This is a genomic window from Marinimicrobium sp. C6131 (assembly GCF_026153455.1).
GTDB lineage: Bacteria > Pseudomonadota > Gammaproteobacteria > Pseudomonadales > Cellvibrionaceae > Marinimicrobium.
On the sequence record NZ_CP110629.1, the window covers coordinates 3,790,219 to 3,811,843 of the forward strand.

10 protein-coding genes are annotated in these 21,625 nt (G+C 56.4%); all 10 read left to right on the plus strand.

Annotated features, from left to right (window positions below; translation table 11 throughout):
• Positions 1-9 precede the first annotated feature (9 nt).
• The 10 genes from OOT55_RS16165 to OOT55_RS16210 all read left to right on the plus strand — a co-directional run bounded on the left by OOT55_RS16165 (position 10) and on the right by OOT55_RS16210 (position 21,600).
• The gene (locus tag OOT55_RS16165; protein ID WP_265366872.1) at positions 10-5,349 is read left to right on the plus strand and encodes an MG2 domain-containing protein; all 5,340 of its coding nucleotides are present in this window, start codon (positions 10-12) and stop codon (positions 5,347-5,349) included.
• A 7-nt stretch (positions 5,350-5,356) separates the two neighbouring features.
• The gene (pbpC, locus tag OOT55_RS16170; RefSeq protein WP_265366873.1) at positions 5,357-7,705 is read left to right on the plus strand and encodes a penicillin-binding protein 1C; all 2,349 of its coding nucleotides are present in this window, start codon (positions 5,357-5,359) and stop codon (positions 7,703-7,705) included.
• Positions 7,706-7,959: 254 nt separating this feature from the next.
• A complete protein-coding gene (locus tag OOT55_RS16175; protein WP_265366874.1) occupies positions 7,960-9,969 on the plus strand; it encodes a hypothetical protein in 2,010 nt (669 codons plus the stop codon).
• A gap of 61 nt (positions 9,970-10,030) precedes the next feature.
• On the plus strand, positions 10,031-10,957 hold the full coding sequence (locus tag OOT55_RS16180; protein ID WP_265366875.1) for a hypothetical protein: 927 nt from the start codon (positions 10,031-10,033) through the stop codon (positions 10,955-10,957).
• Positions 10,958-11,104: 147 nt separating this feature from the next.
• Entirely contained in the window at positions 11,105-13,165 is a 2,061-nt protein-coding gene (locus tag OOT55_RS16185; protein WP_265366876.1) for a hypothetical protein, read from the plus strand.
• Positions 13,166-13,351: 186 nt separating this feature from the next.
• Positions 13,352-15,427: a hypothetical protein gene (locus OOT55_RS16190; RefSeq protein WP_265366877.1), complete on the plus strand. Its 2,076-nt coding sequence runs from the start codon at positions 13,352-13,354 to the stop codon at positions 15,425-15,427.
• A gap of 74 nt (positions 15,428-15,501) precedes the next feature.
• Positions 15,502-16,056, plus strand: a complete 555-nt coding sequence (locus OOT55_RS16195; RefSeq protein ID WP_265366878.1) for a filamentous hemagglutinin N-terminal domain-containing protein — start codon at positions 15,502-15,504, stop codon at positions 16,054-16,056.
• A 74-nt stretch (positions 16,057-16,130) separates the two neighbouring features.
• The gene (locus OOT55_RS16200; protein WP_265366879.1) at positions 16,131-18,320 is read left to right on the plus strand and encodes a hypothetical protein; all 2,190 of its coding nucleotides are present in this window, start codon (positions 16,131-16,133) and stop codon (positions 18,318-18,320) included.
• A gap of 67 nt (positions 18,321-18,387) precedes the next feature.
• Positions 18,388-19,302: a hypothetical protein gene (locus OOT55_RS16205; protein ID WP_265366880.1), complete on the plus strand. Its 915-nt coding sequence runs from the start codon at positions 18,388-18,390 to the stop codon at positions 19,300-19,302.
• A 216-nt stretch (positions 19,303-19,518) separates the two neighbouring features.
• A complete protein-coding gene (locus tag OOT55_RS16210) occupies positions 19,519-21,600 on the plus strand; it encodes a hypothetical protein (protein ID WP_265366881.1) in 2,082 nt (693 codons plus the stop codon).
• Positions 21,601-21,625: the final 25 nt, after the last annotated feature.

Below are 21,625 nucleotides of genomic sequence, written 5' to 3' on the forward strand. Positions count from 1 at the left end.
AGGACTCTTATGGACAAGCTGTATTTACCGACAGACGTGATGGTCTGGAATTCGGTCTCATGGATACGTTGTGTGTTGATCGGTGCCGCCCTGTCGGCGCTGCTGGCCTGCAGCCCGGGCGAGGACCCGACGCCGGCCACGGCTTCCTCCTCTTCTGAAGCTTCCTCAACGTCTGCTCGGGGGGCTGCCCCACCCGTCAGTTTTGAACTGACGGTGGGTGGTTTGGCACCGTCGGAGAGGGCCGGCGAGTTATCACTGTCCGGCGAGCTCTATGTGCCGGACGGTGCGGATCGGAACGCTGTGGAATCGGTTCTGACGGCGGAGCTTGGAGGAGAACCGGTGTCGGTACAGTGGCAGGAGACCGCCAAGCCGGTGCGCTTCGGTTTCCATCTGGACGCCTTGCCTCAAACCGACCGGGACCAGACGCTGGTGCTCGCCTGGGACGGCTCGAGCATCGGGTCGTCACAGAAGGGCCAACGAACCCTGACGCTTCCCGCGCGTGACACCTTCGTGGTTACCGGCGCGCAAGTGGTGCGCGGTGGGCAAACCTATGTGGAGGTGAGCTTTTCCCAGCCGCTCGATCGCGAGCAGAACCTGAGTGGGCTGGTGGAGCTCGGCGGGGAGGCGGTTCGCGCTCGAGTAGACGGCAGTCGCCTGCGTCTGTACCCCCGGGAGCAAACTGACGAAGCCGTCACCCTGACCGTCACCGACCTGGTACGCAGCGCCCGAGGCCATCGCCTTGGCAAAGGCTTTGAACAGACGCTGCGCCTGAATCTGGTCACCCCCGGTGTGCGCTTTCTGGGCAACAGCAGTATTCTGCCGCCCGCCCGCCAATTGTCCGTTCCGTTTGAAGCGGCGAATATCGACTCGGTTCAGGTGACCGCCTTCAAGGTGTTCGAAGGCAATATGGGTCAGTATCTGCAGAATCATGGTTTGACCGATGCCGGGCCGGACGGTGCCACCGGTCGTTATTTGTGGCGCAAAACCTATCGCCTGCCCGAGCCCGCCAGCGATGGATGGCAACGCTACAACCTGGATCTGACCGAGCTGATGGCAGAGCACCCGGAGGGCATGATTCAACTGGCCCTGGGTGTGGACCGCAGCAACTCACTCTATCCCTGCGATGTGCCGCGCCCCGAGCAGGCGGAAGATCCGGAACCGGAAAGCCACGAGGGCGACTGGTCCTACCAGAATGAGTCCACGCCCGCCTGGTATCGGCAGTACTATGAATCCCGTGGTTACTGGGTCTACAGCGAACGCAACAACCCGTGCCACGAAAGTTACTACCGCTACAGCGATCAGGTGCAGGCCCAGCGCGCCTTTCAGGTATCCAGCATGGGCCTGATGGCCAAGCTCGGTGGCGATGACCGGCTGGAAGTGATTGCCACCGGCCTGCTTGATGCCGCACCGCTGCCGGACGCCCGCATCCGGGTGTACAACTTCCAGCAGCAGCCCATTGGCGAAGGCCGCACCGATGAATATGGCATGGCCTCAATCCGCACCGATGGCCAGCCGTTTTATCTGATGGCCGAGCGCGACGGTAAAACCGGCTATCTGCGCCTGGCGCGCAACGAAGCGTTACCCACCAACCAGTTTGATGTGGATGGTGAGCCGGTGCGCGATGGTTTGAAAGGCTTTCTCTATGGCGAGCGGGATGTCTGGCGGCCGGGGGATGATATCCACCTGACCTTTATTCTCGAAGATCGCGACGACCAGTGGCCCGAGGATCATCCGGTGACCCTGGATCTGTTTGATCCCCAAGGAAAGAAAGTCACCAGCGAAATCGCCCGCGACCCGGTGGACGGTTTTTACCGCTTTACCCTGAGCACCGAGGAGTCGGCGCCCACGGGCAACTGGCGCGCGGTAGTGCACCTGGGCAACCGCTACTTCGACAAGGTACTCAAGATCGAAACCATCATGCCCAACCGGCTGAAAATGGATTTGAGCTTTGCCGAGACCCCGTTGCGTCTGGATGCCATGCCGGCCGAGGCCGAGCTGTCCGCCCAGTGGCTGCACGGCGCCAGTGCCGCCGGGCTGAAAGCGGATACCGAGGTCCGGTTGATTCCCAAGACCACCCGCTTCGACGGCTACAGCCAGTTCACCTTTGACGACCCGGCCCGGGAATTTGCCGGGGCCACTCAGAAGGTGTTTGAAGGGGTATTAGATCAAACGGGTGAGGCGCGCTTTCCGGTGAACCTGCCGGTGGCCTCACCGCCGCCGGGTCAATTATCCGCCGTATTCATCAACCGCGTGTTCGAGCCGGGCGGGGCGTTCAGCACGGCGCTGCGTCGGTTCGATTACCTGCCTTTCGAACAGTGGGTGGGCATTCATGTACCCGATGGCAGCGGTTACAACGGGGCCATCGCCCGCAATCAGGATCATGAAGTCAGCTTCCAGAGCCTCTCCAGCGACGGCGAACCATTGGCCGGCCGCGACCTGAAACTCACCCTCTACAAAGTGGACTGGCGCTGGTGGTGGGATCGCGGCAGTGACGACCTGGCCAGCTTTGTGGCCAGTGAAAATCGCGCGCCCTTAAGCGAAGACTCGCTCACCACCGATGCCAATGGCCTGGCCCGCTGGACCCTGGAAAAGGACCGGTACGATTGGGGCCGCTACCTGCTGCGGGTCTGTGATGAGAACAGCGGTCATTGCGCCGGGGAGCTGTTGTATCTGGGTTGGAGTCGCAGCAACGCGGTCAATCCCGCCAGCGCCACCCAACTGATGCTGTCCACCGATCAGGATCAATACGAAGTGGGCGAGACCGCACGGGTCCGATTGCCGGAGGTTGAGCGTGGCCGTGTGCTGCTCAGTCTGGAAAACGGTCGGCGCGTATTGGAGCGGCGCTGGCTGGATCTGGAACCGGGGCAGACCGATATCGAGATTCCGGTCACCGCCGAAATGGCGCCCAATGTCTATGTCCACCTGAGCCTGTTGCTGCCCCACCAGGACCGGGCCAGTGATGCCCCCATGCGCCTGTATGGGTTGGTGCCCCTGGCGGTGGAAGATCCCGACACCCGCTTGGAGCCGGTTATTGAGGCGCCCGAGCAGGTGCGTCCGGAGTCCACCTTTGCGGTTGAGGTCAGCGAGACCAATGACCGCGCAATGACCTACACCCTGGCCCTGGTGGATGAGGGCTTGCTGGGCATTACCGGTTTCAAGGCGCCCGATCCTCACGACCATTTCTATCGTCGCGAAGCCCTGGGGGTATACACTTGGGACCTGTTTGATCAGGTGGTCGGGGCCTACGGTGCTTCCCTGCAGAGAGTGCTCGCCATCGGTGGTAGCGATGCCGACGACGAGGCTGATGCCAACCCCCGTGAGCGCCGGTTCCCGCCGGTAGTACAGTTCCTCGGCCCCTTTACGCTGGCCGCGGGCGAGACCCGGACCCACGAGATCTCCCTGCCGCCATACTTGGGCGAAGTCCGCGCCATGGTAGTGGCGGGCCAGCAGGGCGCCTATGGCAAGGCCGAACAGAGCGTCACCGTCACCCAACCGCTCAGCCTGCTGGCGACGCTGCCCCGGGTGGTCGGCCCGGGCGAGACCATCTCCCTGCCGGTGCAAGTGTTCACTAACGACGAAGCCATTGATCAGGTGAACATTGAGGCCAGCGCCAGTGACCTGTTCACCCTGGAGCAGAGTACAGCGGAACTCAGCCTGGACGGGCAACAGGACGCCATCACCGAGCTGACCCTCAAGGTCAACGATCAGGTCGGGCAAGGGCAGGTGACCGTCACCGCCCGCAGCGGTGAGGAGACGGCCAGCCAGACCATTCATATTGAATCCCGTGCGGCCAACCCCCCGTCGGTGCGCCGGGAGCAGGTTGTCCTGGCGCCGGGCGAGGAGTGGCGCTCTTCCCTGGAGGCCCACGGCATGGCGGGCACCAATGAGGCCAGCATCGAGATCAGCCGGTTGCCGCCAATCAACCTGGAGCAGCACCTGGGCTACCTGCTCAACTACCCCCACGGCTGTCTGGAGCAGGTGACCTCCGCCGCGTTCCCGCAACTCTATCTGGATCGACTGGTATCCCTGTCCGATGACCAGGAGCGCGAGCGGGAAAGCAACCTGCAGGCCGCTATCGAGCGGCTGGCCCGCTTCCAGTTGGCCAACGGTGCCTTCAGCTACTGGCCCGGCGCGACCTATGCCAATGACTGGGCTTCACTCTACGCGGGGCACTTCCTGGTGGAAGCCCAGCGGCGCGGCTATGGTGTTGAGGCCGACGGCTTGCAGCGCTGGCTGGACCACGAGCGCCAACAGGCCCGCCGCTTCAGTCAGGGCGAAGACTACCGGACCCAGGTACAGGCCTATCGCCTTTACGTGCTGGCCCTGGCGGGCGCGGCGGAAACCCCGGCCATGAACCGGTTGCGGGAGCGATTGAACCAACTGAACGGCGATCAGCAGGTGACCGCACGGCGTCTGCTGGCGAGTGCTTACTATCAGCTCGGGCTCAAGGATGCCGGGCGGGAGCTGATGCCCGAGGTCGAGCGCGTGCCGGAGTACGATGAACCCGGCTATACCTACGGTTCCAGCCTGCGCGACCGGGCCATCGGCCTGAAATTGCTGGTTCAGGCCGGTGAGCAGGAAGCGGCCTGGCAACAGGCGGAACAGATCGCGGATCGGCTCTCCGAGTCCGACTGGTACAGCACTCAATCGGTGGCCTGGGCCCTCACCTCCCTGGCGAACTTCGCCGGAGACGTAGACGCCGAGGAACCCCTGCGCTTCGCGCTGGATACCGAGGGCGATTGGCAGCCTCTGGAAAGTCAGAGTCACTGGTATCGGCAGTCATTGATGAATATCCAGGCCGGGGTGCGCAACGACAGCGATCAGAACCTGCGGGTGCTGCTCAGCAATCGCGGCACGCCCGCCGCCACGGATGAGCAGCCGGAAGCGGAGGGACTGAATCTGGACGTGCGCTTCGCCACGCTGGAAGGCGAAACCCTGGACGTCACCGAACTGCCTCAGGGCACCGACTTTATGGCGGAAATCAGTGTGTCTGCCGACTTCGGTGAACTGGGCCGTGCGCGGCTGGAGGATATAGCCCTGAGTCTGGTGATGCCCAGCGGCTGGCAGATCCGCAACGAGCGACTGGAGGGCGGCGATGCGCCCGACGGGTTTGATTATCTGGACATTCGCGACGACCGGGTATTGGGCTACTTCAGCCTCTGGAGGGACTACCGGTGGCGCTGGCGCTATCAGGACCACCGTCAGGAGCGGGTCACACTGAAAATCCTGCTCAACGCTTCCTACGCCGGGGATTTCTATCTCCCGGGCTGGCGTACCGAAGCCATGTACAACGAACGGATTCGGGCGGGTACCGCCGGGCAGTGGGTCCGTGTGATCAAGTCGGACTGAGGCGGCGGTGAGTAAGACGTTCGGCAAGTGGATACGTCAGCCCTGGCTGGTGGGGGTGGCCGGGGGCATGCTGGTTGTCTTGCTGCTCCTGCAGTACTGGCCGCTGCCGTCGGGCTTACAAAACCGTGACTACGCCCGTCTGATACTCGCCGACAATGGCGAACTGCTCGGAGCCCGGATTGCCGGTGACCAGCAATGGCGCTTTGCCCCGGTTACCGGGTTGCCGAACAAATACGAGCAGGCCCTGTTGCGGTTCGAAGACCGACGCTTTCATCTCCACCCGGGCATCGACCCCCTGGCCATCGTCCGGGCCGGTTGGGGCAATATCAGAGCCGGCCGGGTCACCAGCGGCGGCAGTACCCTCACCATGCAATTGGCCCGAATGCTGCGCGACGACCCGCCCCGAACCCTGGGCAATAAAGCGCTGGAGGCGCTGAGTGCTCTGCACCTGGAGTGGCATTTCAGCAAGGATGAATTGCTGACCCTTTATGCCAGTCACGCCCCCTTCGGCGGCAACATCGTCGGTCTGAGAGCCGCCGCCTGGCGCTACTTCGGTCGCGAACCAGAGCAGCTTTCCTGGGCTGAAGCGGCCACTCTGGCGGTACTGCCCAACAGCCCGGCGCTGATCCACCCCGGGCGCGACCGCGAGCGCCTGCGTCAAAAGCGGGATCAGTTGCTGCGCCGTCTGACCGAGGCTGGTGCCCTGAGTGAGCTGGATCTGAGGTTGGCGCTACGCGAGCCACTCCCCGAACGACCCCGACCGTTACCTCATCTGGCGCCCCACCTGCTGACCACGTTGGCCGCCGAGGCCCCCTCGCAAGCGGTGTTCCACACCACCCTGAATGCCGACCTGCAACGGCGCATCCAACACATAGCCGAGCAGCAGGGGCGGCGACTGGCTCGGGACGGCGTCCACAACCTGTCGATTCTGGTGCTGGACCATGAGCGGATGCGCACCCTCGCTTACGTGGGCAATCAGGCCGCGGGGGATGACCACGCGCCAGCCGTGGATATCATCCAGCGGCCGCGTTCCACCGGCAGTATTCTCAAGCCTCTGCTCTACGGTCTGATGTTGGAAGATGGCGAGCTGCTGCCCACCACATTGGTACCGGACATTCCCGCCTATTTCGGTGGCTACCGACCGGAAAACTATGACCGTCAATACCGCGGCGCCGTGCCCGCTCACCGGGCGCTGGCCCGTTCGCTGAATGTGCCGGCGGTGCACATGCTTAAAGATTACGGCATTGAGCGGCTGCACCATCGTCTGCAGGAATTGGGGGTGAGCACCCTGCATCGCCCGGCCGAAGACTATGGCCTGAGTCTGATTCTGGGCGGTGCCGAAGGCACTCTGTGGGAACTGACCAACCTCTACGCCCGAATGACCTCCATGGCCCGTGCGGGCACCTGGCCCGCCGAAGCACAGCGGGTCCATGGCGAACATAATGTGGCAAAGGGCGATCCCGGTCTGGGACAGGGCGCCGCCTGGTTGACCCTGCAGGCGTTGCTCAATGTCGTCCGCCCCGGCACCGATGCGCTCTGGCGGGATTTCAGCGGCAGCCAGGCCATCGCCTGGAAAACCGGCACCAGTTACGGCCTGCGCGATGCCTGGGCGATTGGCAGCAACGGCCGCTACACCGTGGGCGTCTGGGCCGGCAATGCCGGCGGTGAACCGGCGCCAGCGCTGAGCGGCCAGAAAAGTGCCGCGCCGGTACTGTTCGAAGTGTTTGCCCAACTGGGCAATCATCGCTGGTTTGACCGCCCGACCCAGGCTCTGAAAACCGTCTCCGTGTGCATCACCGATGGCTATCTCGCCGGTGGCCAGTGCGAGTCGCGCGAAATTGATATTCCCCGGCACAGCCACTTTCAGCAGGTCACCCCGCACTACCAGCGGGTCCAACTCGATGCCACCGGCCAGTATCGGGTGCACGCCGGTTGTGAGCGGGTCAGCGCCATGGTCTCGGCCGACTTGTTCACCCTGCCGCCGCTCCAGGCGCACTTCTGGCGCCTGCATCACAGTGACTACCGTCCGGTTCCCCCCTGGCGCCCGGACTGCCTGGCCGCCGTTCATCACTACGCCGATGACCAACCCATGGACCTGCTCTATCCCCGTGAGGGTAGCCAGGTGTACATCCCGCTGGAATTGAGTGGGCGGCGCGGCCGCACCGTTCTTCAGGCTGTCCATCGTCATCCTGAGGGAGAACTGTTCTGGCATCTGGATGATCGCTACCTGGGCAAAACCCGCCTGTTTCACGAGCAGGCGGTTTCCCTCGACCCGGGTTGGCACAAATTACGTCTGGTGGATGGGGATGGCTACCAACTGGAGCGTTGGTTTCGGGTTCTGGGCGGCGAGGGCTAGAACTGAGTCACACATTGGCGATAGACGTTGTGGCATAATTCGCGCTGCAAATGACAGGGATTACAAGGAGTGGCTGAGTCATGCTGCCTGCAAGAGTGCCTTACCTGAACGACCTGCTTGGTCGATATTACCGCTTTTATCACCCCAGCCAGGGACCTCGCCCGACATCGCGACCGATGTGGTTTGGCGACAACTTCTATGCGCATCAATTTCTGATTGGCCTGGATTGTGACCCCGATTTCTGGCTGCAACTGTTGGTCAGTCTCGGCGAGGAGTATCCTCCTGTTGACCCCGACGACGCCCGCCGTCTGATAGCCGACTGGATCGCCCAAGGGCGCGTGCAGGTGTACCCAAGCGCCAATCCGGCACTGCTCAATAACCTCAGCGGATTGACCTGCTTCCGTCGCAACCGCGACACCGCCTTGTCAGTGATGCCCGCCGCCAACAGCGACCAGGGCCGCAAACCCGCACGCCGCTTCAGCAGCCTGAACGACGCCAAAGCCTTCGTACAAAGCCTCGATCCCAGCGCTGAGCAACTCAAAGCCACGGGTAAACTGTTGCCCCCCGGCCAGTGGCAGCCACAGACCCCGGTCCATTCCATCGCCCAGGCGTTGCACAACGGTGAGCTGGTCGTGGTCGAAGAACCGCTCCGCACCGGCGCAGGCAAACCAATGGACGGCAACAACCTGGTGGAAGAGCTGCTTGAGGCCACCGCCGCCGGTACCGCCCAGACCCTCGGCCCCCACGCCGATGAGGGCGGCGACGGTGCCCGGAACGACGAACCCGCCGAAGAAATTCCCGTGTGCGAACTGCAGAAGTTCATGCTCCGGTGCTCCCACTACGGCTCACGCGGCTACATGCTCGACGTGCTCAATGGCGAGCCCAATATGAACGGCACCCAGAAAGTGCTGCAGGTGATCACCCAGGACGATCAGCCCGACAAAATCACCGTCGACTTTGCCGGCGCCTGCGGCCATGGCAAAAACGCCTGCCCCTCCATCAACCTGAGTGGCCCCGACGGCGACAGCGCCATCAAGCAGAGCGGAAAGGAAATAGCGGTTCTGCCCCCGAGTAACGACCGACCGGTGGAAACCTTCAGCGACTTCCTGCGCCGCTATCTGTTACCGGGTGATATCGACTTCAACACCTACCGTTTCAGGTCCTCCGGCTGCTCAGAAATCGAGCAGGTAGAGGGAATCGTGCATGCGTTTCCCACGGTGAAGTGGGAGGGCGGCGTTAAGGCTGGATACTCTCAGAGTAGTACGTCTAAAAGCCTTGATAGTAATGAAGGCTCAACCGGAGACTGGGCACTCTCCGGGAAAGTGTCCGGTCAGGTGAATACTCACCATTGGGAGCTCGGATCGGAGAAAAACTTGACGGTGGACGACTGTTTCCCTGAAATCCGCTCAATGATGGACACCGTGACCGAAAGCATCGAAAAGTACACCCGCAGAGGGAAAAATCGGAATGAGTCCAATCGAAACAAGGTTGAACTGACTTGGCCGACCGTAGAGTTCAAAGGGGGTGTTGAACTTAAAGAGGTTGAACAGCGAAACGATATCGCGGTATCGGGAAGTATATCATTGTCCATGGCGCCGCTGCTTAAAGCTGATGTGTGTGTCGATATTCTCGATACCATAATCAGCCTGCAGGGGCCCCACTCCACGATTCTTAAGGAGATTCGAGCGCGCGCGCAACAAGGGATAGGAACAGAGCAGCTCAGCGCGGGCGCCGTGGTCGCGCTGGACTTGCTTATTTCCGGTGAGCTTTCGGGCAGCTTATCCTGGGAAAAGAACGCAGGAAAACGCTGGCTGGCCAAAGACGGAGTAACAACGACCAATAGAAGTGCTCTGAGTCTGTTGATTGGCGTAGAAGCCAGAATCGAGGCGAAAGCAAAAATCTTCTATGTCGAAGTCAGGGCGGGCATGGCCATGTCTCTCAAGAGCGCTGGCTCGGAGTCTAAGGGTATTGGTGCTGTCTTTGAACTTACATCAACGGTCAAAGGAGGTGAGCCCGCGATTGGTGGAAGTGTGTTGTTTACGGGTGCGGCGCTCTACTACACCTATTATGCGGAGGTAGCCAAAGGAACCGTGGATTCAAAGAATGCTGAGGATGAAGATGACCGGAGAAGGAGAAGTCGCTACAAGAAAGCAGAAAACGAAAAACTAAAAGAGAAAGAAATGAAAAAACTTAGGGAGATACTGCCAGAGGCCAGGTTTCCAAAAGAGAAAAAGGAGTATTCCCTTGATGAAGCTCCATTCTAAGCTGTTTCTAGTGTTATGTATCCTTTTATCTTCATCCTGTTCTAACGGTAAAGGTGATGGAATGAGTGTGCTTGAAAAAAAACCGCTGTTTTACTTGTTGGTAGAGAGTAATAATGTCGAATCTTTCGTAAATCTCAATGGTGTGAAGGTCCATCAGGTGAATAGTCTGATGGGTCAGTCGAAAGCAGAGGTTCCCGTCAACAATTATATGCATCCTGAAAAAAACACTTTGTCCCTTGGGCTTTTCGCGCCTGAAACGGGATCTGAGTATCCCAAGTCAGCGAGGCTCTCAGTGAGCTTGGTTGTTAAACCGGATGAAGATTTGAGCGTCAGCCATAAGATAACAGATATTGTATTCGATGGGAGCGAAACTGATCTCGTGGCCCTGAACGGCGGTTCTGGAAGTCGTCAGGTAGACCCAGAGAATGATTTCATCGAAAGTTCCCGCGGAAATGTTGTTATACATCCTTTAGATATAGAGCAACCAGAAGAGGAAATGGCCGGTCCTACACTTACAAGAAGGGTAGACATCCCTAACAGCTTACCTTTGTGGAAGTTCTTTGTAAGCGATGAGCTTCCTGATTACTTTGCCGTTTCAGACGAGACGTATTACAGGGACAGGGATGAGCTTTACAACGAATATGAGAAGATTGAGAAAGCCCTCATTGAGGGAGATATCGACGTTATAATGACAATGTTCGAGGAGAGGAACTCCGAAACTGACAGGGCTTTTTACTTGCAGGATGGAACAACGGCGGAAGAGCTGAGAGCGAGCCTTAAAAAGTCGCTAAGTAACCCGGACTTGAAACTCGTTAGATCAGGAAATGAGAAGTTTGGATTGATCCACGAACCAAATGGAAAGCTGGTTTCGTTAGTTCGGTCAGATGATGGCCCCGCAATCGCCTTCAACTTCGTTGATGAGCCGGGGTCTGTCAGGTACAGCCTTGTATTTCGACGCGAAAATGGAGAGTGGATTCTAGCCCGCTAGAACCAAATGCTTTCGGTATTTCCCGTAGCTTTTCTGTTGATCTTGAGGTGTTTTGCGCCAACTTTAACTGCATCACACAAAAATGGATAAAGGGCTGGCATAATGCCGCCCTTTGAAGTCTGACACGGAACACAAGGAGTGCACGTCATGCCCCTCGCTTTACTGCGCCAGCTTACTCTGGCTTCTCTGATGACCTTTGGTTTGACCGCCTGTGGCGGCAGTGGTGGGGGCGGCCCGGAGCCCGACTCATCCAGCAGCCAATCGTCCAATTCATCCTCGTCTTCCAGTGTGCCGCAGACAAGCTCAAGCTCGTCTGAGTCCTCTGTCAGTTCCAGCTCAAGTTCCAGTTCAGTATCAAGCTCCAGTAGCTCGAGCCAACCCGCCGACCTTGAGCCCGCCCCTTTCTCGTTTGAGCCTCAAGTTGATGTAGAGCCGGGTGCCACACTTGCCAGCAATACCGTCACCGTCAGCGGTATTGATGCCGCCACCACGATTTCGGTTACCGGCGGTCAATACAGTATCGGCGGTGGCGCTTATACCGACGCCGACGGCGAGGTGGATCTGAATGACGAGGTCAGGGTTCAAGTGACGGCCTCCGGGAGTTTCAGCACCGAGGCGTCTGCCACCCTGACTATCGGTGGCGTGAGCGGCACCTTTACCGTTACCACCGAAGCCGAAGATACCACACCGAATGCCTTTGGCTTTGCCCCCCAGGAAGGGTTGGCGCCCGAAACAGAGGTAACCAGTGACGAGGTCGAGATCAGCGGGATCAACACTCCTGTGGCCGTCAATATCACCGGTGGTGAGTACCGCGTCAACGGTGGCGATTTTACCGCTGAGGCGGGAGAACTTCAGTCGGGAGATACCATCTCTCTGCGTGCAGTAACGCTTAGCGGTCCCGACCAGACCCGGGAGGTTGCAATTACCATCGGAACCGAAACCGTCGAGTGGACGTTGACCACCGCCCCGGATGAAGAGCCTCCGGTCGGTGAAATCGCGTTCCCGCCCCCCATGAGCGCCAGCGGCGCTGAAACCCTTACCATCCGTGGCCGTGCCTCCGATAAGCTCAGTGAGGTCGCAGAAGTTACCCTGACCGTACACCACGAGGACAGCACCGTCCCCTATACCCTGGAACCTGACGAAGAAACCGGCTTCGCCGAATGGCAGCAGAGCATTACCCTGGCCCCAGGTGAAAACCGGGTATCGCTTCAGGTCAAAGACGAAGCGGGCAATGAGCTGGAAGAGCCGGTGGAAGTTACGGTGGTGGGACAGGACTATACGGCGCCGTTTCCGGATAATGAGCAGCGGCAATTTCAAATTAGAGAAATGGTTTATGACGAGGCCCAAAACCGTCTCCTTTTGCTTGGCGATGATAAGGACGAAGGTGTGGGCGTAGATCGCGCTATTTTGGCGGTGGACCTTATTACTGGCGTGCGATCAGTCTTCGCCACAAATGACGGAGAAAACGAGACCCTGAGTTTTGGAGTTCTCGATCTAGGATCCATCGATTCTGAGCACAACCGATTGATTGCAACTCGTATTAATGGAAGCGCTATATATGAGATAGATCTTGAGACTGGCAACGGTGCAGAGCTTATGCAATCGAAGTCCGGAGATCTTGCTTCGGCTTTTGATTGGCCTAGGGGTATTGTTATGTCCTCGTCAGATTCTGAAAGCGTTTATATCCTATCGGGAAGTAATGGCGGTGATTACAATCGCCTTTTGAAAGTCAACTTGAAGAGCGGTGAGCGTGAGGTTATCTCAGATCCTGAAGCGGGTGTTGGTTCAGGTCCTGACTTTTTGTCGGGGCGCGGACTTCTAATTTCGGGAGACGAGAGGTGGGGTTACATTGAAAGTGGGTCAGACGTATACAAAGTGGATTTGAACACTGGCAACCGAGAAGAGATTTTTTTGGATTACCCTACAGACTTTATTATCAGAGCGTTTAACGATTTCTTTCTTTTAGGCGAAGATCTGACTATCTTCGAGATTTCTCGTGGGTTAATGAAGAAAGATAAACAGGCCGAGGAGTGGACTGTCATACACCCCTACGATGAGAATGATGAATTTGATTCCCGATTGTCCGAGGGTGTTCACTATGTGGAAGAAAATAATTATATTTTTGTCGCTCAAGACCACTACAAAGCAGTCCTTGCCTATGATCTGACCACAAACGAATTTGTGGTGATATCCCGCTATTCCGAATAACTCAAGTACGTTGTCGACCTGAAAACAGGCCCGAGCCGATCTCTCGGGCCTTACGTCTGATAAGGATTGTTACCGTGATGCTTGTACCGTCCCAAACCAATTTTAACTGCATCACACAAAAATGGATAAAGGGCTGGCATAATGCCGCCCTTTGAAGTCTGACACGGAACAAAAGGAGTGCACGTCATGCCCCTCGCTTTACTGCGCCAGCTTACCCTAGCTTCTCTGATGACTCTTGGATTGACCGCCTGTGGTGGCAGTAGTGGGGGCGGGCCGGAGCCTGGCTCATCCAGCAGCCAATCGTCCAGTTCATTCTCGTCTTCCAGCGTGTCGCAGACAAGCTCAAGCTCGTCTGAGTCCTCTATCAGTTCCAGCTCAAGTTCCAGTTCTGTATCAAGCTCCAGCAGCTCGAGCCAACCCGCGGACCTTGAGCCCGCCCCTTTCTCGTTCGAACCTCAAGTTGATGTCGAGCCGGGTGCCACGCTGACCAGCAATACCATCACTGTCGGCGGTATTGATGCCGCCACCACGATTTCGGTTGCCGGCGGTCAGTACAGTATCGACGGTGGTGCTTATACCGACGCTGACGGCGAGGTGGACCTGGGTGACGAGGTCAGGGTTCAAGTGACGGCCTCCGGGAATTTCAGCACCGAAGCGTCTGCCACGCTGACGATTGGTGGGATTAGCGGCACCTTTACCGTTACCACCGAAGCCGAAGATACAACGCCGAATGCCTTCGGCTTTGCCCCCCAGGAAGATCTGGATCCCGAAACAGAGGTAACCAGTGACGAAGTCGAGATCAGCGGGATCAACACTCCTGTGGCCGTCAATATCACCGGTGGTGAGTACCGCGTCAACGGTGGAGAGTTCACCACCGAAGCGGGAGAGCTTCAGCCGGGAGATGCTGTCTCACTGCGTGCAGTAACGCTTAGTGGTCCTGACCAAACCCGGGAGGTGACGATCACCATCGGAACCGAAACCGTCGAGTGGGCGTTGACCACCGCCCCGGATGAAGAGCCTCCGGTTGGTGAAATTGCGTTCCCGCCCCCCATGAGCGCCAGCGGCGCTGAAACCCTGACCATCCGTGGTCGTGCTTCCGATGAACTCAGTGAGGTCGCCGAAGTTACCCTGACCGTACACCACGAGGACAGCACCGTTCCCTATACCCTGGAACCTGATGAGGAAACCGGCTTTGCCGAATGGCAGCAGAGCATCACCCTGGCCCCAGGTGAAAACCGGGTATCGCTTCAGGTCAGAGACGAAGCGGGTAATGAGCTGGATGAGCCAGTGGAAGTGACGGTGGTGGGGCAGGACTATACGGCGCCGTTTCCGGATGATGAGGAGCGGCAGTTTGAGATTGGAGACATGGTTTATGACGAAGCTCATAACCGCCTGCTTTTACTGGGTCTCGACCAAGATGAAATGGAAGCTGAGGACCGCTCTGTGTTGGCGGTGGACCTGAGTACTGGTATACGCTCTGTATTCGTCACAAATGGTGGAGAGAACGAGTCTCTTGGTTTTTCGAGTTTGAATGTCGGTTCCATTGATACAAAGAATAATCGATTAATAGCCACCCGTGATATTGGAAGCGTTATCTATGAGATAGATCTTGAAACTGGCGTCGCTGATGAAGTTCTACGGTCAAAATCCGGGGATAGTGCTTCCGCTTTTGACTGGCCTTTGGGGGTCTCAGTAGCTTCTTCAGAGCCGGAGAGCATCTATATTTTCTCGGGAAGTAATGCGGGAAGTATTGATGGCAATTTCAATCGCCTTCTGAAAGTCAATTTGGAATCCCGTGAAAGTGAGGTCATTTCAGATCCGGAAGCGGGCGTGGGTGCGGGTCCTGACTTTGGAGCAGGTGACGGACTTATAGTCAGAAGTGACGAAGAGTTTGGGTATATATACGATCAATCCGCGCTCTACAAAGTTAATCTGACTAGCGGCGACAGGGAAAGTATTCCCCTGGACTTTCCAACCGATAACATCATATCCATTAAAAATATGTTCCTTTCGAATGACGATGACGATCTATATGTTATCGAGTTATACAAGGGGTTAATGAAGCTGGATGTTTCTACTGGGAAATGGGCCGTGTTGCACCCCTACACTGAGAACGATCAATTTGATTCAGGAATGGCGGAAGGCGTTCATTTTATGCCGAAGGACGACTACTTCTTTGTGGCCCAAGATCTTTATAAAGCGGTTTCTGCTTACGATCTGATTACAAATGAGTTTGTAGTCATTACCCGATATTCTGAATAAACGCCGTAAGCTATAGAAATGAAATCAGGCCCGAGCCGATCTCTCGGGCCTTACGTCTGATAAGGATTGTTACCATGACGCCTCTCTCGCCCCGCGCCAACACCCTGATGTCCTTTTCCAAACGAAAGCTTTATATGGCCATGCTGGCCTGTTCTCCTTTGGTTATGTCTCAGTCGGCCGTGGCTGGCCCGGAGGGGGGCCGCATTACCGGAGGCTCAGGGCAGATATCGGCGGAACAGAAGCAGACGTTGATCGAGCAGTATTCGGACCGGATCGCCATCGACTGGGACAGCTTTGATCTGGATGCCGATGAGGTGGTGAGCTTTCTGCAGCCAGGGGCGGATTCGGTGGCGCTTAACCGCATATTAAGTGAGTCGGACTCGGTTATTCGTGGGCGTATTGATGCCAATGGTCATGTGGTGTTGGTCAACCCCCGAGGCATAGTGTTCGGCGAGTCGGCTCAGGTCAATGTGGGCGGGCTGCTGGCCAGCGGTCTCGATATCGGCGTTGATGATTTTATGAATGGCGATTTTGCCTTTTCCGCGCTGGACGGAGCCGAAGGCGCGGTCATCAACCAGGGGACATTGCAGGCATCATTGGGTGGTTCGGTCGGTGAGGGCAAGAACTGAATCACACAATCGCCGTTGAGGTTATGGCATAATTCGCGCTGCAAATGACAGGGATTACAAGGAGTGGCTGAGTCATGCTACCTGCAAGTGTGCCTTACCTGAACGACCTGCTTGGTCGATATTACCGCTTTTATCACCCCAGCCAGGGATCTCGCCCGACATCGCGACTGATGTGGTTTGGCGACAACTTCTATGCGCATCAATTTCTGATCGGCCTGGATTGCGACCCCGATTTCTGGTTGCAACTGTTGGTCAGTCTCGGCGAGGAGTATCCTCCCGTTGACCCCGACGACGCCCGCCGTCTGATAGCCGACTGGATCGCCCAAGGACGCGTGCAGGTGTACCCAAGCGCCAATCCGGCACTGCTCAACAGCCTGAGTGGCCTGACCCGCTTCCGCAATAACCAGGACAGCGCCTGGGCACTGATGCCGGCCGCAAACGCTACCAAGAGCGACCATCCCGCCCGGTCTTTTGTCAGCCTGAGCGACGCTAAAGCCTTTGTGCAGAGCCTCAATCCCAGCGCCCAACAACTCAAAGCCACCGGAAAATTGCTCCCGGCTGGCCAATGGCAAGCACAGGCCCCGCTTCAGTCCATTGCCCAGGCGCTGCACGAAGGTGAGCTGGTGGTAGTGGAGGAGCCAATACAGACGGGCGCCGGTAAACCCGGAGGCGACACCAATCTGGTAGAAGAGCTGCTGGAAGCCACGGCCGGAAATGCTCCCGCCACATTGGGCCCCCACGCCGACGACAGTGGCGATGGCGCACACAATGATGACCCCGTTGAAGAAATTCCCGTGTGCGAGCTGCAAAAGTTCATGCTGCGCTGCGCCCACTACGGATCGCGCGGCTACATGCTCGACGTGCTCAATGGCGAGCCCAATATGAACGGCACCCAGAAAGTGCTGCAGGTGATCACCCAGGACGATCAGCCCGACAAAATCACCGTCGACTTCGCCGGCGCCTGCGGTCACGGCAAAAACGCCTGTCCCTCCATCAACCTGAGCGGCCCCGACGGCGACAGCGTCATCAAACAAAGTGGTAAAGAAGTAGCGGTGCTGCCGCCAAGCAACGACCAGCCGGTGGAAACCTTCCGGGACTTTCTGCGCCGTTATCTGTTACCGGGTGATATCGACTTCAACACCTACCGTTTCAGCTCCTCCGGCTGCTCAGAAATCGAGCAGGTGGAGGGAACTGTACATGCGTTTCCGACGGTTAAGTGGGAAGGTGGGGTTAAAGCGGGGTACAAGCAAATCAGCACCCCGGAAACCGTTATGAGCAACGATGCGCCCACGGGGGAATGGGGCATTTCCGGCAGCATTAGCGGACAAGTCAATACCCACCACTGGAATCTTGGTTCAGATAAAAAGCTGACGGTTAATGATTGCTTCCCCGAAATACGTTCAATGATGGACGGCGTTGTCGAGCGAATAGGCGATTACACCAATCATAAGGGAGAGCGACAAGAAGCAAACAGGACCAAGGTAGAACTCACATGGCCAACGGTGGAGCTAAAAGGCGGTGTTGAGCTCAAAGAGGTTGAGCAGAGCCACGACATAGGCATCGCCGGATCCGTCTCGTTAAATATGGCGCCGCTGCTGAAAGCGGACGTACGTGTTGACGTGTTGAACTATTTGATCAAGTTTGCGGGGCCTCATTCAGTAATCCTCGAAGAGATTCGGGAGCGAGCGCATAAGGGGCTAAAAACCGAGGATATCGAAGCAAGCGCGATTATTGGTTTGGACCTGCTCCTCAACGGCGAAATATCCGGCTCTTTGTCTTGGGAAAAAGAGGCTGGACGGTCTTGGCTTGCCAAAGATGGGGTTTCTGCAACTAACAGGGGAGCTGTTAGCCTGACCGTAGGACTTGATGCGAGAATTGAGGCGAAGGCAAAGATATTCTTTGTTGAGGTCAAGATCGGAATGGCTATGGCCCTGAAGAGTGCTGGCTCCGAGTCGCAAGGAATCGGTGCTGTGTTCGAGCTGGTGTCAACCGTAAAAGATGGTAAGCCGGCGATAGGCGGAAGCATATTGTTTACGGGAGCAGCGCTTTACTATACGTATTATGCGGAGGTCTCTAAGGAAACGGTGGACTCAGAGGGGGCAAGCGATGAAGATTTCTCCAGTATGGGAAATCCTTTTGATGTCGAGGAAAAGAAAATCTCAAAGTACGAAGAGAAAGAGATGAAGAAGTTCAGGGAGTTACTTCCTGAGGCTAGATTCCCAAAGGAGAAAAAAGAGTATGCTCTCGATAGTGCGCCGCTCTAGACTACATATAGTCAGTCTGATTTTTTCGTGTTTTCTAACATCGTGCTCAAAAAGTGAAGGTAAAGAAATGAGTATTCTAAACGGCAAGCCTCTATTTTCTCTATCAATCAAAGCTTCAGATGTGCGCGCATTTATTGAAGTTAATGGAATCTATGTGCACACTGTGAACAGCTCAAGCGGTTCTTCCTCTGTCGAAATTCCCGTCAATCACTACTTTCATCCTGAAACAAACTATTTGGGGGTCGTCGTTTTTCCTCTGGCTGAGGGAGAAAAACGATCAGCTAAGAGCACTGTTAATCTAACGCTATCTGTAAAGTCAGACGAAAATCCTAATAATAAGTATGACATTGCAGAAATAGAATATCGCGCGAGCCAAGATGATCCCTCAGGTTATAATGGCAGTAATAGTCCGGTGTTCTTGAGCTCAATTGATGCGTTCGCTGAGAAGGACGAGGGTGATGTGGTGGTCCACCCTGTGGTAGTGGATGATTCAGAAGGAATTAGTATTTCTAGAAAAATCGAAGTTCCGAATAGTCTTCCAGTTTGGGGGTTCTTTGAGAGTGATGACCTGCCGGACTATTTTCGTATAAGCAAAGACGATTACGCCAGGGATAAAGATGCGCTCTACGAAATCTACAAAGTGATTGAGCAGTCGTTGTCAGTCGGCGAGGTAGATGAAATTCTGGATCTTTTCGAGGAGCGAAATAGAGAAACAGATCAAGCATTTTATCTTGATCAAGGAGAGACAAGGGACTCTCTAAAGCAAAGCTTTCTGAGTAGTGTAAATAACGAAAATATCCAGCTTTTAGAGTCTGATAGTATAAAGTTCGGACTTCGTCCAGAGCCTGGTCGGAAATTGGTTAGATTTATCCGGGCAGACAGGCGCGGTGCCATCGCCTTCAATTTTATTGGCGAAGAAGGCTCAGTGCGGTATGACCTGGTGTTCCGAAAGCAAGATGGAGAATGGATAATATCTCGATGATCGTTGAGCAACCGTTTTCGATCGCTGGTTCTTTGAAAGGGTCTGGTAGACTACTAAAAACTTGTCAATGGATACGAGCAAGATGAATTATACGCCGAATGTGCGACCATGCCGTGGCATCGCACGCCAATTTTAACTGCATCACACAAAAATGGATAAAGGGCTGGCATAATGCCGCCCTTTGAAGACTGACACGGAACACAAGGAGTGCACGTCATGCCCCTCGCTTTACTGCGCCAGCTTACTCTGGCTTCTCTGATGACCTTTGGTTTGACCGCCTGTGGCGGCAGTGGTGGGGGTGGCCCGGAGCCCGGCTCGTCCAGCAGTCAATCGTCCAATTCATCCTCGTCTTCCAGCGTGTCGCAGACAAGCTCAAGCTCGTCTGAGTCCTCTGTCAGTTCCAGTTCCAGCTCAACTTCCAGTTCAGTATCAAGCTCCAGTAGCTCGAGCCAACCCGCTGACCTTGAGCCCGCCCCTTTCTCGTTCGAGCCTCAATTTGATGTAGAGCCTGGTGCCACACTGACCAGCAATACCGTCACCGTCAGCGGTATTGATGCCGTTACCACGATTTCGGTTACCGGCGGTCAATACAGTATCGGCGGTGGCGCTTATACCGACGCCGACGGCGAGGTGGACCTGGATGACGAAGTCAGGGTTCAAGTGACGGCCTCCGGGAATTTCAGCACCGAAGCGTCTGCCACACTGACGATTGGTGGGATTAGCGGCACCTTTACCGTTACCACCGAAGCCGAAGATACGACACCAAATGCCTTCGGCTTTGCCCCCCAGGAAGGGTTGGCGCCCGAAACAGAGGTAACCAGTGAAGAGGTCGAGATCAGCGGGATCAACACCCCCGTGGCCGTCAATATCACCGGTGGTGAGTACCGGGTCAACGGTGGAGAGTTCACCACCGAAGCGGGAGAGCTTCAGTCGGGAGATGCTGTCTCACTGCGTGCAGTAACGCTTAGTGGTCCTGACCAAACCCGGGAGGTGACGATCACCATCGGAACCGAAACCGTCGAGTGGGCGTTGACCACCGCCCCGGATGAAGAGCCTCCGGTTGGTGAAATCGCGTTCCCGCCCCCCATGAGCGCCAGCGGCGCTGAAACCCTGACTATCCGTGGTCGTGCTTCCGATGAACTCAGTGATGTCGCCGAAGTTACCTTGACCGTACACCACCAGGACAGCACCGTTCCCTATACCCTGGAACCTGATGAGGAAACCGGCTTTGCCGAATGGCAGCAGAGCATCACCCTGGCCCCAGGTGAAAACCGGGTATCGCTTCAGGTCATAGACGAAGCGGGCAATGAGCTGGAAGAGCCGGTGGAAGTGACGGTGGTGGGGCAGGACTATACGGCGCCGTTTCCGGATGATGAGCAAGCGCTGTTTTCGATTGAAGAAATGCTTTATGACGAGGTTCATAACCGTCTTCTTTTACTGGGTATCGACCAAGATGGTGGGGAGGCTGGATATCGCTCTGTGTTAGCGGTGGACCTGAGTACCGGTATGCGCTCTCCTTTCGCTGAAAATGACGGAGAGAACGAGTCTCTTGGTTTCTCGAATCTTGGTGTTGGTGCCATTGATCCTGAGCATAATCGTCTGATAGCCGCTAGTAGCCGCGGAGGGGACATTTACGAGATTGACCTCGATACTGGTATTGGCGCAGTGCTTCTGAAATCGAAGTCCGGAGACAGTGCTTCGGCTTTTGACTTTCCTGAAGACATTGTTCTGTCTCGTATAGAAGCTGAGGTTATATATATCCTTTCTGCAAGTAGTGCGGGAAGTATTGACGGGGATCACAACCGACTTTTGAAGGTAAATTTGGCCACCGGTGACCGTGAGGTCATTTCAGATCCAGAGGCGGGCGTCGGTTCAGGCCCTGACTTTGGGGTTTCGTTACGACTTGCAGTCAGTAAAGAAGAAGAGTGGGCGTACCTACAAAATCGTAATGAACTATTCAAAGTCAGTTTAACTAACGGTGACAGGGAAAGTATTCCCCTGGATTTCCCCACCGATAACAGCATATCCATTAAAAATATGTTCCTTTCGGATGAAGATGACGAGTTATATATCATCGAGTTATACAAGGGTTTAATGAAACTGGATAATTCCACAGGCGAATGGACTGTATTGCATCCCTACACTGAAGGTGATGATTTCGATTCAGGGTTGGCAGAAGGCGTCCATCTTGTGCCGAAGGACGATTACTTGTTTGTGGCCCAAGATATGTATAAAGCGGTTTCTGCGTACGATTTGATTACAAATGAATTCGTGGTCATTACCCGCTACTCCGAATAACTTCCGGAAGCTATTGAAATTAAAG

What these genes read in the sequence shown, in the direction of transcription:
- OOT55_RS16165 (WP_265366872.1), top strand. Translation starts at nt 10, where the DNA reads ATGGACAAGCTGTATTTACCGACAGACGTGATGGTCTGGAATTCGGTC.
- OOT55_RS16180 (WP_265366875.1), top strand. Translation starts at nt 10,031, where the DNA reads ATGAGTGTGCTTGAAAAAAAACCGCTGTTTTACTTGTTGGTAGAGAGT.
- OOT55_RS16185 (WP_265366876.1), top strand. Translation starts at nt 11,105, where the DNA reads ATGCCCCTCGCTTTACTGCGCCAGCTTACTCTGGCTTCTCTGATGACC.
- OOT55_RS16190 (WP_265366877.1), top strand. Translation starts at nt 13,352, where the DNA reads ATGCCCCTCGCTTTACTGCGCCAGCTTACCCTAGCTTCTCTGATGACT.
- OOT55_RS16195 (WP_265366878.1), top strand. Translation starts at nt 15,502, where the DNA reads ATGACGCCTCTCTCGCCCCGCGCCAACACCCTGATGTCCTTTTCCAAA.
- OOT55_RS16200 (WP_265366879.1), top strand. Translation starts at nt 16,131, where the DNA reads ATGCTACCTGCAAGTGTGCCTTACCTGAACGACCTGCTTGGTCGATAT.
- OOT55_RS16205 (WP_265366880.1), top strand. Translation starts at nt 18,388, where the DNA reads ATGAGTATTCTAAACGGCAAGCCTCTATTTTCTCTATCAATCAAAGCT.
- OOT55_RS16210 (WP_265366881.1), top strand. Translation starts at nt 19,519, where the DNA reads ATGCCCCTCGCTTTACTGCGCCAGCTTACTCTGGCTTCTCTGATGACC.